This window comes from Haloglomus irregulare (assembly GCF_007421925.1).
GTDB lineage: Archaea > Halobacteriota > Halobacteria > Halobacteriales > Haloarculaceae > Haloglomus > Haloglomus irregulare.
The window spans coordinates 1-16,910 of the sequence record NZ_QMDX01000016.1 but is presented as its reverse complement, the minus strand read 5'-3'; the positions used below and the strand labels follow the sequence as shown (position 1 = coordinate 16,910).

Here is a 16,910-nt window from a genome sequence, read left to right as displayed (position 1 = left end):
CACGGCGGGCGGATGGCGATGTCGCCACGGCGACGCGTGAACGCCGCGCGGTCGACCCGCTGGCAGCACTCAGCCGTGGCGGTCCGACGGCACTCGAACGCGGCCTTCCGGCCTCAGTCCAGGAGTTCCGAGAGGAGCCGTTCCTCGGCCTTCCGCAGGTGGGCGTGGAGCGTCGGCGCCGCCACGTCGAGGGTCGCGGCCACCTCCTCGCCGGTGCTCTCGCGGGGCCAGTCGAAGTAGCCCGCCCGGTAGGTCGTCTTGAGGACCTGTCGCTGGCGGTCAGTGAGCGAATCCAGCGGGCCACCCGGGAGGTCGACCTCGCTGACGGAACGGTCGTACTCGCTGCGAGCGAGCAGTTCCGTCTCCGGGTAGGCCGACTCCAGCCGGCCGACGAGGTCGCGCGTATCGGCCGACGCCGGTGCCTCGAGACCCACTCGGACTGCCCCCTCCCCGGCGGTGGCCGACACGACCCGTGCACCGAGGTTCGACACCCGGTCGAGGAACGACCCGGTGCCGAACGTGACCTCCAGCAGGCCGCCCTCCTCATCCCCGCGGATGACCCGGACGCACCCGACGACTGCCTGGTCCTCGAGTTCCCGGCCGATGGCGGTCGCCGCGCCCCCGTCGACCTCGAGGTAGGCCACCCAGTCCCCGTCTCCGGTCGCGAGATGGCCATCGAGTTTCAGCCGGCAGCCCAGCGACGCCGAGACGGGAACGAGCACCAGCTCCGGGTCGGTGCTGCGGAACTCCAGTTCGACGACGGCGTCCGCGAACAGGAGCCGGCGGTCGTCGCGCGCCCGGAGCGCAAAGCCGATGGTCTCGCCGAGCACCGCGAGCCCGGCCTGCTCGCGGTCGCTGAACCCTCCGGGCCGGGAGGCGTAGATGGCGAGCACGCCGTAGGTGGTGTCCTCGCAGACCAGCGGGACCGCCGCGGCCGACTCGAAGCCGCGGTCGAGTGCGGCCTCGCGCCATGGCTCGAACGCCGGGTCGCTCCCGATATCCTGGCTGACCTGGACCGTGTCGGTCCGGAGCACCCGCCCAGCGGGGCCGTTCCCCGCTGGGTCGTCGCCCACCGTGACATCCAGCACGTCGAGGTAGCCGTCTCCATCACCTGCGGCGACCCGGGGGACCACGCGATCGCCCTCGGCCGCGCGCTCGCCCACCCAGGCGAAGCGGTAGAACTCCGACTCCGCGAGCCGGTCGCAGACGACCCGCTCGATGCGCTCGCGGGTCCGGGCGGCGAACAGCTCCCGGATGACCTCGTGCAGGAGCTCGGTGACGCGACCGAGCGCCGCCAGTTCGTCGCGCTGGCGCCCCAGCCGCTCCTCGCGCGCCTTGCGCTCAGTGATGTCCCGGACCACACCGACAGAGCCGGCGAAGCCGTCCTCGGCGTCGGGGTGGAGCCGGTAGCGCGCCTCCGTGCGGACGACTGTCCCGTCCTCGTGCTCGATGGTCCCCTCCACGGTCCCGGTGGTGGTGTCGCCGCTCACGACGTGCTCGCGCATCTCGTCGGCGAACGCAGCCTCCTCCTCGTCGACGAACAGGTCCATCACCGGCGTCCCCAGCAGCGACTCACGCGACTGCCCGACAATGTCGCAGAACACCTCGTTCACGAACGCGAACGTCAGGTCGTCGTCGAGGACGTAGACGCCGTCGTCGACCGTCTCGACGATGGTCTCGTACCGCTCCAGCTCCGCCCGGTCCGCCCGGTCGGGGGGGCCGTCATCGCTCCCGTTCCGGCCTCGACCCCGGTTCCGACTTCCGGCCGGCGCCGTCCGGGGCGTCTCGCCGTTCGTGCGCGTCTGCTCCATCGGACTGACGGCCCAGGCGAGGTGGTCGTCGTTGAGCCGCCGGACGGAGAGCTCCTGATCGACCACCGTTCCGTCGGCGCGCCGCCCGGTCACCTGCCCGCGCCAGGAGCCGTCCGACTCGACGCCGGGCAGGACCGTCTCCTCGATGTGGCGTCGTTCCGACGCCCCGAACAGCTCTCGCCACGGCCGGCCGACGAGGTCCGTCCCGCTCTCGTAGCCGTACGCCTGGGCCAGCGCGTCGTTGGCCCGGACGAACTCCCCCCCTGCGAGCACGCCCAGCCCCCCCAGCGCCGCGTCCACGAGTTCCCGCCAGGCGACGGCCGTGTGGCCCCCCTTGCTCATATGCGCACCTTCGCCAGCTTGAATATCAAGCTAGGGGGCGGAAATGGATAATGTTCAGACGCTCTTGCTCAACGTAGCGAAACGCGGGTAGGATTACAGCATCCCACCGAGTGCAGTCATGTATGCCATCACGAACAGCATTCGGCGGGATGCTACAAGAGATTGCTTCGCTTGGAATCTTAGAGTTTCGGACTGAGCTGCTCGACCGCAAGATCGAGCGGCGACTCAAGCACCTCTGGGAGCAACGAACCTGCCCCGACTGCGGCGTCGGTCAGATCTACGCCGGCCAGAGTTCCGACCGGATCTGGTGCGGTCGCTGCTCGTTCATGTCCACCTACACGCTGGGTACGCCGTTCTACGACGCGGAACTCGCCGGGGGCGAGTTCCTCGTCGCCTTCGTCCTGTATGCTGATTCCCTACTCAGCATCAACCAGATCGCGATGCTGCTTGACCGAGCGTACGACACAATCCATTCGGCAATCCGCAAGTGTGATCGCGCCTTTCAGCGTGGCTTCCCAGCGGTCTGGGAGCGACTTGACCGAGAGATTGACGGCCCAACGCAGATCGACGAAAGCCAGCAGGTCTGCTCCGGCTTCAAGAGCCAGGACCCGCCGCGGGACAGCCTCTCCCGCGGCGGGTCCCCGGAAGGCGGTCGCACCCGCTGGACCGGTGACCAGGGTGACGAACTGACGCTCGTCGCGGCCTGCCGCGACGTGCTCCGGGTGATCTCCGCAGAGAAAGGAACACGGTACGACGAGGAGTTAGCCCCAGTGCTGGAGGAGGCCCAAGACCTCTCCCAGGAACTGGGGGAGGTCTGGACCGACGAATATCCACCCTACCAGCAGATGAACCACGATCACCGAACTGTGCTCCACGACGAGGAGTACGTCTCTTCAGACGGCGTTCACACCAACCAAGTCGAGTGTCTCTGGTCGATCATCCAGCCGTGGCTGCGGAAGTTCCGCGGCCTCTCCAGGCAGGGCCTGGAGCAGGCCGCTCGCACCTTTGGCTTCCTCCGATCACTCACCCTTGCCCGGGCACCACTCTAATGGCTCGTCGACACCACCGCGATCAATGTCTTTTCGCTAGACTGAGTAAGAGCGCACGAACAACCCTCCGAGGGCACCGACACAAAGCGCAGTCGGGGGAACGAGAACATCCATGCCGGGAACCGATGGATACACGACCGAATCTGCAATTCATCTGATTGTAGGCTTTCTGGACAAATCCTCTCGTGACCGACTCGCGCGCTGTATGTTGCACGCGAGTCTTGACAAGACTTGGATAGACAGAGAGCGCAGAGCTTTCTATGACAGGCTCTCTCGTAACCAACCGTCAGTAGTAGGATAGTGGGCTAGTGATGCAGATGGGACAGGCGTTCCCGCACCGCGTCGGGGGCGACAAATGAGCAGGCGGTAGGCGGGCCGGGGATGAACTGGCACTGGTGACCTCCTCCTCGTAAACGGCGAGGCTTCCCACGGCACCGCACCGCTGGGTTGGGATATTTACTGGTTTGCAACCCGGTCGGCATTGCTGTGTTGAATAGCGGTTGTTGAGCACCGGTCTATCGACACCGGCTTCGAGACCACGCGGGTCATCAGCTGACGAGTCGATTCATATCTATCTTCTCCACCCAATCACCGCTATTCAACAGAGCAGTCGGCATGACAGAGCTACTGGCGGGGCCACACTGCCGTTACTCCTATCCCCGATAGGGGACTCGGAGTTATCTCGCAACCGAGACACCACAGCGGTTCGAGAGGATGTCTCGAACATTCTGGGCCTCGGAGTCCCGATATTGTGCAATTGAACTGGGCGGTAGATGCCGCCTCGGTGTACGTCAAACTCCGATTCGATACTACTTAAATATCCGTAGTAGCAACAGAACGTAGTTTATGCAAGAATTGTCGGATTCACTCCCGTCGTAAACGGCGGGATTCTCTCCTCGTGGAAAGATAGATGCAGGCCTGCCGGGGCACTAGACCTCGAATTCCAATGTATGGTCGGACGTGGAGCCGTCGAAGTTTGTATTCCCATTGAGGAGGGCGATACGGAGCGTATCGAAGTCCCCATTAAGCGTCCCTGCCACGAAAATAGGCCCGTACCAGAACCCTGCTCCGTCGCGAATCTTGCTCTCGGAGCAGCTAGGGTCGTGGCTGTATCCGAGCGAGATTGTCGCGGTCGATCCCCGGACGTAGAGATGGTTTACGCCGAAGAAGCCGCATTTGTCTCGGTAGTGGAGGCCCCCCGTCGCCGTGAACACTTTATTCCCGTCGACGGTGAGTTCGAGACTGTCCATCCGGTAGTTCGTGCCGGGCGGGCTCACGACCCAGTCCTCGATGGTCGAGTTGTGGACGGTCACGTCAGCGAGTGCTTTCCCGGGCTCGGGGTCGTCGTAATACGGGTTCCACTCGTTCGTGGGTGGTGAGGTGATCGGCCCGACGTAGACGCGCTCGAGCGGGTTGAATCGATGATGAAATCTGACCCGTGACGGAGAGAGGTCGCCAGGCATCACACCAGGACCTTTCGGCAGTCCCTTCGGTCCATCTACGTCAGGGTCAGAGTCGGGGATTGATTCAGGGGTTCTCTCGCTGGTGTCGGGTTGGGTCGTCGCCGTGGGCGTTCTCGCAGGAGTCTGCTCGCCACCGGTTCCAGTTTCGTCTTCGTCAGTCGTGTTCTGCTCGGCATTAACGGGGTCTGCGCCGAAGACGCTGAGACATCCAGCGAGGCTGGCGAGCCCAACTGTCCCAATACTGCCGAGGGCAGCCCGACGGGGTACTTTTCGAGTGTCACTGTGAGTGGCTGTTTTCGAGCGGGAGGGCGGATTATGAGAGGGCATCGTGAGAGCGGTCCTATTCCTACACCTGCTCGCGTTCGTCGCTGGACCGGTCTGCCTCCAGTGCTCGTTTCGCCCGGAGCTGTCGGGCCTCACATTCGGTAAGGGCCTCTTCGGGGACGCTGAGGTAATCGAGCGCCCAGTCTTCGATTTCGGGGAGCGTCATCGGGTAAGGGAGTTCGTGATGCCCGACGGGACGGGCGAGAAAAGCGCCATCATCGTCGCGAATGTCTTTATCATAGAATCCAAGGAAGTATCGCTCGAGGCCGTCCACTCCTGGGCCATCCATAATGGTGATCATGGTGAAGGAGCCCGGTTCAAACAGTGATTCGAGGCTGAGGGTCGGATATTTGGAGGTGATATTTACAGGTACAGTAGGACTGGTCTGCTCATAAGTGAGACTGAATCACATCAAATGTGGCGGCTACAGTTCTTCCGAAGGGCATGGCTCGTCTGTCTCGACGTCGTCGGGTCGACCCGATCGTCCTGAGCGGTCGTCGTCGTTGAGGCACCTACCGGCGTGGTATCACCCTGGCTTTCCCCTGAAGAGCCGAAGATATTCATACAGCCGGCGAGTCCGCCGATTCCAGCGGTCACGACTGCACTTAGCAGGCGCCTGCGGAATGGGCCAGATCGAGGCAGCGGTCGGCTTGACGGAGTAGTCTCGCGGGGAGATTGTGTTGGTTTCTTCATGTCGAATCATGGGCTGTATTGATAGTCGATTTTGGATCGATCGAATGCGTCGGCCCGGTGATCCGGACCGATGTTTCTGGGACGATGGCGTGGCGCTCCGCGGTCCCGTGAGGGATCTCGAGGATCCATCGCGCTCGCCCGGTGTAGTGCGTGAGTTCGTCGTTGGGAACCCCGGGTTCGGGCGGGGCCGAACGGACTGCCGTGACTTTCCCCGATCCGTCGATGAAGACGATGTCAATGGTGTAGTGCATCTCGCGCATCACGATTGCCTGGTCGGCGGCCTCCTGGTCGTAGACAAATAGCAGACCGGTATCGGTGGGCAGTATCTCAGTTTCGCTCAGACCCTGGTACCGCTCGGGACCCGTGTCGGCGACCCACACGTCGTAGACCCACAGGGTCTGCCCGCGCTGATTCTCAAAGAACATCCGGTGGGTCGGTGGCCCATCAGAGATCACCGATGACTCAAGACCGGGCGATTCAGCGAAGCTACCCGAAAAGGTAACAGCGCCAGCAATCGCGAGGATCGCCACCCCGATTACCAGTGCCACCACAAGCGTCGCCCGTCGCTGAGTTATGTTTGGTAAATTCTGGTCACTCTTCTCGGGATCAGGAGGATCGTCAGTTGATGTGGAAGACGCCGGGTCATTCATTATCGCGAGGCATCGAATTTTGGCCCCTCATCAACATGAAGATTCAGACCGTACGCATTGCGTACGTTGGCTTATCGGACATTCAAGACTCCGTCCCCCCTTATAAGCACACACCACCCCGTCAGCAATTTCACTCGCCGAGCAGCGGTTACCGCCTCATACTACCCACCAATATGTCCGCAATTACACCTCCTCGTTTTGATGCCGCTACTACGACACCCACCACTATGTCCGCAATTTCACTCTAAGCATTCACATCTCGATCTACACAGCACCCACCACCCTGTCCGCTATTTCAGGTCCATCCATTCAAATTCTAATCATGGGATTCTATTGCGGTATTTTCTCCACCAGTTACCCACCACCACGTCCGCAATTTCACCATCTTGTCTGATGTCGCTGTGACGGCACCCACCACTATGTCCGCAATTTCGGCTATATCGATCAGGGTGATGAACGCGGAGTCAATGTGCTGAAGGGGAGCGATTGGGAGATGTCGAAGACGTGTTGAGGGTGTGGTGACCACACAAACGCTAATCGTGTTGAGCGTGACTTGTGCGTGTCTCCGAGTCCATACGGTGAGGATAGGAGTACCGGTTGTGTAGCTCAGCCCTCGGTTCACCTGTTCGACCGTGAAAGCGGTACGTTCCAGACGAAGGAACAGATTGTGTCGTAGACCGGCAAGTATCCCATCTCGGTATGGGAGGCTTCGCTGTGGACGGCGAGGAAGATGTCACTTTGAGATGAACCGCATGAAGGAAACTCCACCAACCAAGATTAACAAATCGCTCACCCACCACCGCGTCCGCAATTGCAGTCACAGAAGCGGTACACCAGAAATCAGGATTCAGTTCACCTCTGAGGCGAATACCGTAAGAAGAGTGAATGAAGTCAAGATTCAAACGTAACTCGAGAGAGGACGGGGCGTTAATTGACGGAGTACTGGCGCCTGTCGAGAGTGCTGCCGGAATAGTAGAACCGTGACAGCTCTCACGAGGCGTTGGACAGGAAACGTGACCCCACACACACCACCATGTCCGCAATTACGCCGGGAAAGAGAATGTGCCAAAACACACGAGGTCCACGTGATAGATGAATCACGTGATCACAGCTACCACTACGAAGCTATACCTTGTCTAGAGCTTCTCTTCCCCTTACCTTACCTAGTAGAAAAGTATATATAGTATATGAGCGCCGGTGACTTCTCCTTCCTCACCGTGTTTCTGGTTCTAGAACCGACCGTTCACGGTCTCTTGTTACCGTATCTGGCTTTCTCCCACCCCTCTCTCTTACGTCTGAAATTGCGGACACGGTGGTGTGTGGGGGTGGTCCTCCTAACGTGTATTTATTCCCGTGTACGAGAATCAGATAGGCGACTACCAGAAGACAACCCTCCTGTCTAGGACAACCCGGACATTACCGACATGGAGGTTTATACCCCCCCGGCTTTCATCATCTCCCAGAGTGTCACGATACGCATCCAATTCAAATATTTTCGATCAAGAGGAGGTGTTACGTGAGGACCACCACCCCGACGAGTTACCGGAACGGAGCGAGGAGCTCGATCAGCTCCATATGGCACTTTCTCCGGCCGCTCGAGGAGTTGGAGCGAACAACGTTTTCCTGTACGGGAAAGCTGGCCAGGGGAAGACGGCTGCCGCTAAGAAGGAGCTCTCCGAACTCCAGTACCACGCAGAACAGGAGTCCGATCACCTGGACCTGACTGCGCTGTACATCTCTTGCGAGTCGGACGATATCTCCACGTCTTTCCGGGCAGCCTCACGCATCTATATGGAACTGACAGGGAACGATCGGCCGACTGGCTACTCGACAGATGCCGTCGTAGATATGATGTACGACGCGATGAACGAGATCGGTGGGACGATCATTATCGTCCTTGACGAGATCGACTCTCTGGGAACCGATGACCGGATTCTCTACAGCTTACCTCGAGCTCGATCGCAGGGATATGTGAATGACAACGTGTATCCAAGTGTAATCGGAATCAGCAACGACCTCCAGTGGCGAGACAACCTCAGCCCGAAAGTCAAGAGTTCTCTCTACGACGATTCAGTCCTCTTCTCCCCGTACAATGCTGAACAGTTGCGCCAGATTCTCAGGCGCCGTGGGGCCAAAGGGTTCCGTAGTGCAGAACTCGTTAAAATCGACGAGAACACGTCAGTCGATGAATCTAATGAAAAAGTAGTCACAATCGACAATTCGGGAGACGAGTACGTGTTTCGAAGCGGTGTTCTCCCGACAGATGCCATTCCGCTCGTCTCCGCGATTGCCGCTCAGGACAAGGGAGACGCCAGACAGGCCATCAAGTATCTCCGAAAAGCGGGGGAAATCGCTGACAGGGCTGGCGACACAACGGTTGAGGACACTCACGTCAGAGCAGCTGAGTCACAGGTCGAAAAAGAAACGGTCCGTGAAGCGATGCTCGAGATGACGACGCAGGCCCAGCTCACTCTGGCCGCCATCACCGTTGTTGAGTTGGCGGGCGACACGCCGGCTCGAACCAAACCCATCTACGGTGTCTACAAAAGCATCGCCGAGGAAGTCGGCTCCGACAAACTGGTGCAACGACGAATGCGGGATCATCTAAAGGAACTCGATATGCAGGGGATCATCGACGCACGAAAGAAGACTGGCGGGTCCGTAGGCGGTCCCGCATATCACTTCGAACTTCAGGTTGAGAGAGACATCGTCAAAGACGTTCTAAAGAACGTTACCCGTTTTGCGTCGATTGATTTCGACAGTATCGGCTCCGACGACCAGCCCGGACTTGAACGGTACACCTAGGCCTAGTTTTGAGCGAGAATGCTGTGTCGTTGAGGAATCCTGGGAATTTCAGAATTCGTCGGGCTTCAGATTAGGGTCGGTAATCCGGAGGCTGCCGTCAACTTCGTAGAGCCATCCAGAATTCAGCAGGTGGTCTATTGCGTACTCCGCATCAGAAGGCTCGTCGGGAAATTCCCCGTGGGCAAGGAGTTCCTCACGCGCACGGTCGCGAGGGAGGCCCTCACTACTGGCGTCCGTAATCTTAGCCGACAGGATCTGGTATCCTCGTTCGATCCAGTCGGGCAATGATTGTGGTTCATTGGACCACATGGTTTCTCACACTCTGACCAGTGATAGACGTCAGTTCGTTCGCTGTCAGTGGTGAATTACCACGGGTCGGGTGACCCGTGGCTTCCTGTTTCGACGACGCGCTTTGCAGACACAAGACGGAACGACGAACTGTCGCTCGCGTCCGCACCCGTAGGGAGCGCAGTCTCCGCAGGCGTTGATTCGGCCTCTCCCAGACCTACTACCGCATCCACATCGTACTCGATACCCAACTCCTCTAACCCAAGTTTCTGCACGTTGTACGACGCGTTCTCATCTCGGTCTGCTTCGAACCCACACGAGGGACACGAGTGTTCACGCACCCAGATTGCCTTGTCTGACTCAACATCACAACGAGTACACCGTTTTGTCGTTCCGTCGGGAGGTACCGTCACGACATGACACCCGTTCTTATTGCCGTGACGCTTGAACGTTTTAATCGCGGCACTCCACGACATTGACGCGATATTACGTCCATTCGAGTCCTGTTCGAGCATCTCTCGAACGTTCAGCTTCTCCAAGAATATCGCAGAATACTGAGTGGTGTACGAGCGAGCGAGTTTCTCAATAAAGTCCTTGCGCTTGTTCGACAAGCGTTCGTAGGCTTCCGCGAGCTTCACACGCGTCTTCTCCCAGTTCGTAGAGCCGTGTTGCTTCCGAGACAACGCCTGGTGACGCTTCTCAATTCGTTCGCGGTCTTCAGACTCGTCCAACGGTGTCACAGCGTTACCGTCTGAATCGTGTGCGAACGTGAGGATGCCGAGGTCAATCCCCACAGTATCTTCGAGTCGGATGTCTTTGACGGCTGCCTTTTCGGGATGTTCTGGGTCGTGGTCAACGACGATTGAGGCGTGCCACTTCCCTGATTTTTCTTCCTTGAGACGAACTTCTTTGATCTCTCCGTCGTCGGGGAGTGGTCGGTGATAGGCCACGGCCATCGTGCCGAGTTTCGAGAGTTCGAGTGTCGCGTGTTCGGTTCGACCCGTGTTACTATCCACGTCGAAGCCGGACTGATTGAACACAATACTACGGTATTCTCTCGGGGATTTCCACTTGAGTTTCCCGACCTTGTATCCCTTGGACTTGAGTGACTTGAGGACGCTGAGGCTTGAATAGATGCGTCGGACAGCCATCTGCAAGCACTTTGAGTTCACCGTTGTCCACGAGTTCCACTCGCGTTTCCACGCAGGGAGTTTGTTCTGAAGTCGGGTGTACGAGGGTTTGTCGCCATCTGGAGCAGAGTCATACAGTCCGAGTGCGTGGTTGTACACTTCCCGGCAGATGTTGATGTGACGGCGGGCTTCACTCGCCATAGTGCCTGTTGGATAAACTCTGTAATTGAACGTCTGCTCCACTAACAAATGATTAGGGTGCGGAGTACTTGGGGATATGGATTGAGTGGGGCGGTTGTCGCATTCATCCCCAGGTACGGTGACCCGGGGAATTCTGCTTAGTGTCGTTTAATCTCCCGCAATATGTCTGACGTATGGTTGATAATACCACTTCTCATTCCTTACTGTCTGCTACGGCCCCCGGGAAACGACTCCTGAGATCCAGACGTTACCCCACGATACTGTTAATGTCTCACTTTGTGGGGTAACTGTGGGGTAACTATCTGCCGACGGTCACCGATCGCTAACACTCACTTTCGTCAAGGTACTCGCTACTCTTCGATCTCTCCCTCTGAACCGTGCCTGAGTACGACCTCGTCCGGACCGGCCTCGAGAACATCACCGTCGGGGAAGTGGAATCGAGTTGTCCGTAATTCAAACCCAAGGAGTTCCTCGTAGAGGAACTGGTCACGCTCTTCGACGGTCATAGCAGCGGCCTCGCGGACGACCGCGCGGATGTAGTCGGCGACAACTGGCGGCACGTCGATGTCGACCTGGCTTTCGATGAAATGGTTCTCCCGAAGCTCAGGGCCACGTTCGAGTAGGGCTTGGTGGTCCTCAATGCTCGATTGCATCTCCGACAGATCGGACCGAATCGCGTTGAGGTTGACCTCGTCATCACCCGGGAATTCCTCATCAGAGGGTGGCATGTAATCACTTCACGGGGACATCGATTAACAACTCCGTTCGTGACGAAGGGACCTCTGGGCTGACTCTGACTAGCTCACCGAAGGGCGACACGCGATGATCGGCAAGTTACCCCACGACAATAGGATATATCTATGTAGTGGGGTAACTATGGACGAGATCCTGACTCGGTCCGAGGCGTGTGGTGACTCGCGATGGTCGGGCCCACAAATCGCCGCGCCCGATGCGGTACGTCCAGTCCTTGGGTGACTGGAAGGAAAATCGAATCCTCCTCACCAGCGACAACAGCAGCAAGCAACTCGTGCTTGCACAGGACGCGCCAAGGCCGGTCATGCTTGTACGGACACGAGCAGACCAGCCCATCCGACCAGGGCAGTAGTGGATACTGGCTTCCGCTGGCGAACTTCCCAACCAGCAGCGGAGCCGGAAGATCGATTCCGAAGTCGCTCGGCAGTGGCGCACATTCGACGGCGCTTGAGGAGAAATCGCTCTCGCGAACGACGAACCGGCCGGGGACTCCGTACTCACGTGCTATCGCCCGGATGTCGGCACCGTCGTCGACGATGATCGTGCCGACGAAGGCATTCTGCTCGGTGAGCTCATCGGCGGCAGCGCCACTCGTAACCGAGGGCGGGAGGAGTGAGCCATACGATGAGCGTTTCAGGACGTGGTAGAGGTTCATCCAGGGAATGATCGTTGAGTACCAGCGTTCGCGACGCGCCTGCTCGTCCTCGAGGGCAGCACGTGGCTCTTCAGCGTTCCGGCAGACCTGCAACCGGTGGGCGAGAAACGCGGGGACGTCGTCTAGATCTGCCGAATGGTTCGCCTCGAAGCGGTCGTAGTACCGTCGTTCTTCGGCGAGCGTGCGCCGACAGGAGGCTTCCGCGTACAGCAGGCCGGCCGGTTTCGACCGTCCCGCCTCTCGCCACGGGTCGGGGCCGGATTCACCGGGATCAGTCGTCCACGGGTTGTGTTGATCGAGGAGGTGTGACCGACGGATCGGGCCACCGGCCATGAAATCCAGTCGGATACGATGTTCGATCGGCTCGATAGCAGGCGGTTCGTCGCCGACATCGTAGCGGTGCCGCTGATCGGTCTTCGCGAGCGCTCCAGGGGGGAGTGAGAGCGGCGGGAGGTCCCCGTTGCTCGTGTGGATTCGTCTTGTCGTCATGGATTTCGAGATGACCCAGTATCGGGTCTACCTCACCCCCTTGTGATCGATAAATCGCGAACGAAACTACACAGAACGAGGCACTCGAGGAAATCTACTGTCGACCGACGATAGCAGATTCACAATCCGGTGAGGAGACTCGCGAACTGATCGAGCCGATCATCGATTGCGTCGATATCGTACACTGCCGCCTGCCGCTCGTAGTACGGGGCCAGCGCTGACGCGTCCGGCGCGAGCGTCCCCGGCTCGCAGTCAGTCGCGACCGTCAGCGAACACACCGGTGCATACGAATCTCGGAGTTCGCGTTTGACTGCCTCGACGTCGCTCGGGCGGTCATCAGTGATGGTGATGATCAACGGTTCGTCACGCTGGGTGTCCACGACCGTCCGAGCGAGACTGATCGCCTCGGCTAGGGGCGTCCCGCCACCACAGTCGGTATCGAGGAGCGTCGTCTGGACGTGACGCGTCTCGACGGCGAACGGTTTCGCGAGACGGGCCTGACCGTCGATGAAGTCGACGATGGTGACACGAATCCCCAAGCCTTCGGCAGCGACGGCGAGCCGGGCGACCGCCCGGGTGGCCACCTCGATCTTCGGGGGATCGCCGTTACGCATCGAGCCCGACCGGTCCAGCACGAGCACCAAGGCGTAACGCTTCTCCTGGCCTGGTGTCGCGGTCTCACAGACCCGCGGATCGCCGATGGCGAGTCGGTGCCCGGCGCGGGTATCATACTTCCCAGCTGTCAGACCGGTCCTGGTTCCCCGTTGGCGTTCGAGTGTGAGTTCCTTCTCGAGGACCTGCGCAACACGGGCGGCGCCGTCCTCGACGGCAGCCCACTGGCCAGGTGGGACGAGATCATCGGTGACCGGGGCGAACACGATGTCGTCGAGGCTCTCTGGGTCAGCCCCGCTCCCGCCTCCATCGTGCGTCTCAGCCGCGGATTTGGGCCCGTCACCCGAGTACTGTTCACAGTCCCGCCGCTGCCGGTCAAGCACGCCACCGAGTTCCTGAAGTTCTCGTTCGACGGCCTCTCGGTCGACCTGCTCCCGTGCTGCCTCGCGTTGGGCCGCCTCTCGATCGTGCTCAAGCGCCTGCTCGTACTCCGCCGGTGACGGTGCGACCTGCTCGTCGCCGCCGTGAGCCGGCCCTGGTGACGGCTCGTCCGCTGCTCCGTGATCGATATCGCCGGCGCGACCGTCCGTTGGTTCGTCTTCACTGGACGGCTCCGAGTCGCCCATCCCGTCGTTCCAGTCGTCAGTCTCGGAGGACTCGGACGCTGCCGATCCAGACTGAAACGACTCGAGTGATGTCTGCGCCACGCTTTCATCCTTGTCGGCATCTACCCGACCATCTTGGGTACCCACCGAGGACAAGTGCTCGCCTCCGGTTCCCGGCTCGTCTCGATCTTCGCGAGTTCGCTCGGCAGCCGCCGCGAGTGCTTGCGGTCTCGACGGGTGATCGTCGAGTCCTTCGCCCGCTTTAATGGTCGGTTCCGACCCTAATTCTGAGTCGTCGTCCGCTTCCGGCAGGTGATCGTCACGACTCTGGCCGCTCCCTTCCTGTTCGACTAGGGATGATGCGGGGTCGCCGGTGGGTTCCTCGAGATCTGACGTGGGAGAACTCACCGAGCTGTTCGCATCATCCATGTCGGGATCCGGCGTCACCGTCGGGTGGTCGAACACGTCCTGATACGGGTCCTCCGTCGCCTCGCGAGCGAGCGAGACGCCAGCTTCCCCGGGGGTTTCAGCCGGGTCGTCCTGTGGCGAGGAACAGTCATGACCGTCGTTCTTTGAGGTGGTATCTTCGTTCCCCTGCGAATCATCGGTCGGGTCGACGGTCCCTGCAACGATCGGCTGGAGCGTCGATGTCCAGGTGTTGATGACGCGGCGAGCCCGCTCGACCGAGGCGGTCTTGTCGTGCCTGTGGGTCGCGTCGTCGAGGTCAATCCCTCGAATGGTGAGGGCGTCCGCGGCGAGCTGATCCAACGCGTCCCGTACCGTTCGGAAGGCGGTCTCGTCGGCTTCGGAGACGAACCCGACACGGCTGTCTGCCTCGTCAAGGAGGACCCCGGTGGTGCCAGTTGGGTAAACCGTGGCGTCGTACAGGGCGGTGGTCACCGCATCCCAGAACGAGAGGCGTGCTTGCTGGCCATCGCCAAGGTCATCGGGCGTCTGGGAGTGAATCCGGCGAGTGAGTTCGAGTCGGATCTCGGCGGTATCGCTGAAGTTCGCGCCGTGGATTGCCTCCTTTTCGATCGCGCCGTCCTCGATGATGTTGATCAGTTCGTGGACGTACCGATGGTACTCTGGGTCGACCTCGGCGTCGAGTAACGCGGCGATGGGGACGATGGCGGTTTTGAGGATGTGCAGGAGTTCATGGAAGGCGAGGCCGAACTGGTGCGCGTGGTCAGCGGTGAGCTGGTCGTTCAACGGGACGCGATCGAGCGGCGCCGGCGCGGTCGTGATGAGGACGAGAAATTCCGCATCGACGTCCTTGAGCAACTGAGCGGCTTGCCGTCGTTCGAGTTCGGTCGCGTCACTACTGACGAGCGCGTCGACATCGGCGGGTAGCACCGCTGCCGTCTGAACCGCCGGGGTGAGCACGATCTCGATGTCGATGCCGGGCGGGAGATGACCCTGGAGGAACGACTGAAGACGGTCGGCCCGGCCGACCGACATCCGCACCCGGGCATGAACGTCAGGGGTGAACGTGTCGACGGGAGTATTCGAGTCAACCGGGGGTTCAGTGTTGGACATGGTGAGGAACGAGAGGTGCGAGACCCCTCCGCTCCTTTGCAAGAATTAAATCACGCGGGCGTAGTTACCCCACGGGTTTTGATTGAACCAGAATGTGGGGTAACCATCTCTGTCCCGCCTCGAACATCGACATTCGCTTCATGACTCACCGAACGGGGGGCTGGCTCCGATTCAGGCTCCTCACCGGTGATGTCGTTGGGCATAATCACGTCGTCGTTCGATCCCCGTCGCTCGTCTCGCGCTGAAAGTGGGTTCGCAGTTGGAGGGTCGGCCCAGATTCACTCTACCCACTGGTCAAGGAACTCGAAGTGATCACGGAGTGCGTCACGAGACGAGTAGGCGCTGACGATCTGGCGAACCGCAGCGCACATCTCGGTGGCGGTGAGTCGGTGACTGTTGATGAGAATGAGGCCTTCGTGATCCTCGGGATTGAGCGCGCTAAAATCTGAGACATCTTTGGTGACGACGATGAGGTCCTCGGCGCGGGCGTATGGGAGCACAGCAGTCAGGTCGTCGACCCCTGGATCGAGGACAGACACGATGTGGTCTACCCTGTAGCCGTGCTCGCGGAGACACGTCCCCACCGCGCGTTCGATATTCTCATCGAGCAGAAACCCCCAGTCATCGTCCCCCATGCACTACTCGCGGTCGGTCCCGGGTGGGGTAATTCCCTCTGGACGGTTCTGAGTAGCCGCTTCTCGAAGCTCCGACGCGGCAGTCTCGCGCTGATCTCGAACCTGCTGCATCTCCTCTGGGTTGGCGTGGTAGTACGCTAGCGCGTAGTAGACTGCTGCCACGTCGAGGTCGTACTGGTCGGCGACCTCGTGGGGATTGAGGCCGACCTCCTCGACGCGCTCGTACAGCTGCAGAACGGACACCCGTCGGCCAGCAACGTGGGGCTCGTCCATGAGGTCGTGCGCGATCGGAGCGGCCTGCTGGGCCATCGTATATATCCTTATGAGACCGAGGGGTTTGAACGTATGGGCAACCTCTGATACTCGCTTTTGCGGTACTTGAGCAAATAGCTCTCAGAGATAATCATCGAGCGTCTCGTAGGTGTCTCCAGGATATTGGTTCGGCTCGGCGACCGCCCACACTTCGTTCTTCACCGCAGCCTTCGGCGAGGCGCCGTCCTCGATGTGCTCACAGACGATTACGAGGTTCCGCGTTGACAGCGTCGGCCAGTTCTCGTTCTGCCGGGTCTGGTGGGCGAACTGGACGATCTTCCGGAGCGTGCCCCGATCGACGACGCGGGAGCCACTGTTGACCTGCGCATCAAGCGTGTCGAGTTCGACCTCGATGTCCTGGATGTAGGGCTGTTCGAGCGCGCGGAACCGCCCCCGGGTGGCGGAGTTCATCGGCTCGGAATCGCGGTACTCCCGGGTGGGCGGATTCATCGTGATTACGATCCGCGCCGACGGATGGGGTTCGACCAGCTCGCCATGTGCCTTCACCAGCAGTTTTCCCTCGTTGAGCAGGCGATGGAGCGCCATCGCAGCAC

General features: G+C 60.2%; 13 protein-coding genes and 2 pseudogenes. 4 read left to right on the top strand and 11 right to left on the bottom strand.

Annotation, left to right across the window (positions count from 1 at the left end):
* Positions 1-113: 113 nt before the first annotated feature.
* Positions 114-2,153, bottom strand: coding sequence for a bacterio-opsin activator domain-containing protein (locus tag DP107_RS16870; protein WP_144263294.1), 2,040 nt, complete (start codon positions 2,151-2,153; stop codon positions 114-116).
* A gap of 122 nt (positions 2,154-2,275) precedes the next feature.
* On the opposite strand from DP107_RS16870, the gene DP107_RS16865 reads away from it, so the two are divergent.
* Positions 2,276-3,202, top strand: a complete 927-nt coding sequence (locus DP107_RS16865; RefSeq protein WP_144263293.1) for an IS1595 family transposase — start codon at positions 2,276-2,278, stop codon at positions 3,200-3,202.
* 929 nt (positions 3,203-4,131) lie between these two features.
* On the opposite strand, the gene DP107_RS16860 is transcribed toward DP107_RS16865, so the two are convergent.
* Complete coding sequence (locus DP107_RS16860) at positions 4,132-4,665, bottom strand: hypothetical protein (protein ID WP_144263292.1); 534 nt, start codon at positions 4,663-4,665, stop codon at positions 4,132-4,134.
* A gap of 328 nt (positions 4,666-4,993) precedes the next feature.
* On the opposite strand from DP107_RS16860, the gene DP107_RS16855 reads away from it, so the two are divergent.
* Complete coding sequence (locus tag DP107_RS16855; RefSeq protein WP_144263291.1) at positions 4,994-5,317, top strand: hypothetical protein; 324 nt, start codon at positions 4,994-4,996, stop codon at positions 5,315-5,317.
* A 361-nt stretch (positions 5,318-5,678) separates the two neighbouring features.
* Here DP107_RS16855 and DP107_RS16850 read toward each other — a convergent pair whose 3' ends face one another.
* Complete coding sequence (locus DP107_RS16850; protein WP_185977366.1) at positions 5,679-6,230, bottom strand: DUF192 domain-containing protein; 552 nt, start codon at positions 6,228-6,230, stop codon at positions 5,679-5,681.
* Positions 6,231-6,777: 547 nt separating this feature from the next.
* On the opposite strand from DP107_RS16850, the pseudogene DP107_RS21515 reads away from it, so the two are divergent.
* Positions 6,778-7,008, top strand: a pseudogene (locus DP107_RS21515) (RNA-guided endonuclease TnpB family protein); the annotation flags it as partial.
* Positions 7,009-7,685: 677 nt separating this feature from the next.
* Positions 7,686-9,137, top strand: coding sequence for a Cdc6/Cdc18 family protein (locus tag DP107_RS16840; RefSeq protein ID WP_238330919.1), 1,452 nt, complete (start codon positions 7,686-7,688; stop codon positions 9,135-9,137).
* A 48-nt stretch (positions 9,138-9,185) separates the two neighbouring features.
* Here DP107_RS16840 and DP107_RS20895 read toward each other — a convergent pair whose 3' ends face one another.
* The 8 genes and pseudogenes from DP107_RS20895 to DP107_RS16800 all read right to left on the bottom strand — a co-directional run.
* Positions 9,186-9,422 (bottom strand): hypothetical protein, encoded by a 237-nt coding sequence (locus DP107_RS20895; RefSeq protein ID WP_238330918.1) that lies wholly within the window; start codon positions 9,420-9,422, stop codon positions 9,186-9,188.
* 80 nt (positions 9,423-9,502) lie between these two features.
* On the bottom strand, positions 9,503-10,798 hold the full coding sequence (locus tag DP107_RS16830; protein WP_272949857.1) for an RNA-guided endonuclease InsQ/TnpB family protein: 1,296 nt from the start codon (positions 10,796-10,798) through the stop codon (positions 9,503-9,505).
* A gap of 308 nt (positions 10,799-11,106) precedes the next feature.
* Complete coding sequence (locus tag DP107_RS16825) at positions 11,107-11,484, bottom strand: hypothetical protein (RefSeq protein WP_144263287.1); 378 nt, start codon at positions 11,482-11,484, stop codon at positions 11,107-11,109.
* Between the two features lie 146 nt (positions 11,485-11,630).
* Positions 11,631-12,653, bottom strand: a complete 1,023-nt coding sequence (locus tag DP107_RS16820) for a hypothetical protein (protein ID WP_144263286.1) — start codon at positions 12,651-12,653, stop codon at positions 11,631-11,633.
* Between the two features lie 119 nt (positions 12,654-12,772).
* On the bottom strand, positions 12,773-15,331 hold the full coding sequence (locus DP107_RS16815) for a vWA domain-containing protein (RefSeq protein ID WP_185977365.1): 2,559 nt from the start codon (positions 15,329-15,331) through the stop codon (positions 12,773-12,775).
* A 356-nt stretch (positions 15,332-15,687) separates the two neighbouring features.
* Positions 15,688-16,044: a DUF5615 family PIN-like protein gene (locus DP107_RS16810; protein WP_144263284.1), complete on the bottom strand. Its 357-nt coding sequence runs from the start codon at positions 16,042-16,044 to the stop codon at positions 15,688-15,690.
* Between the two features lie 3 nt (positions 16,045-16,047).
* Entirely contained in the window at positions 16,048-16,353 is a 306-nt protein-coding gene (locus DP107_RS16805) for a DUF433 domain-containing protein (RefSeq protein ID WP_144263283.1), read from the bottom strand.
* An 84-nt stretch (positions 16,354-16,437) separates the two neighbouring features.
* Positions 16,438-16,910 (bottom strand): annotated as a pseudogene (locus DP107_RS16800) (AAA family ATPase); the annotation flags it as partial.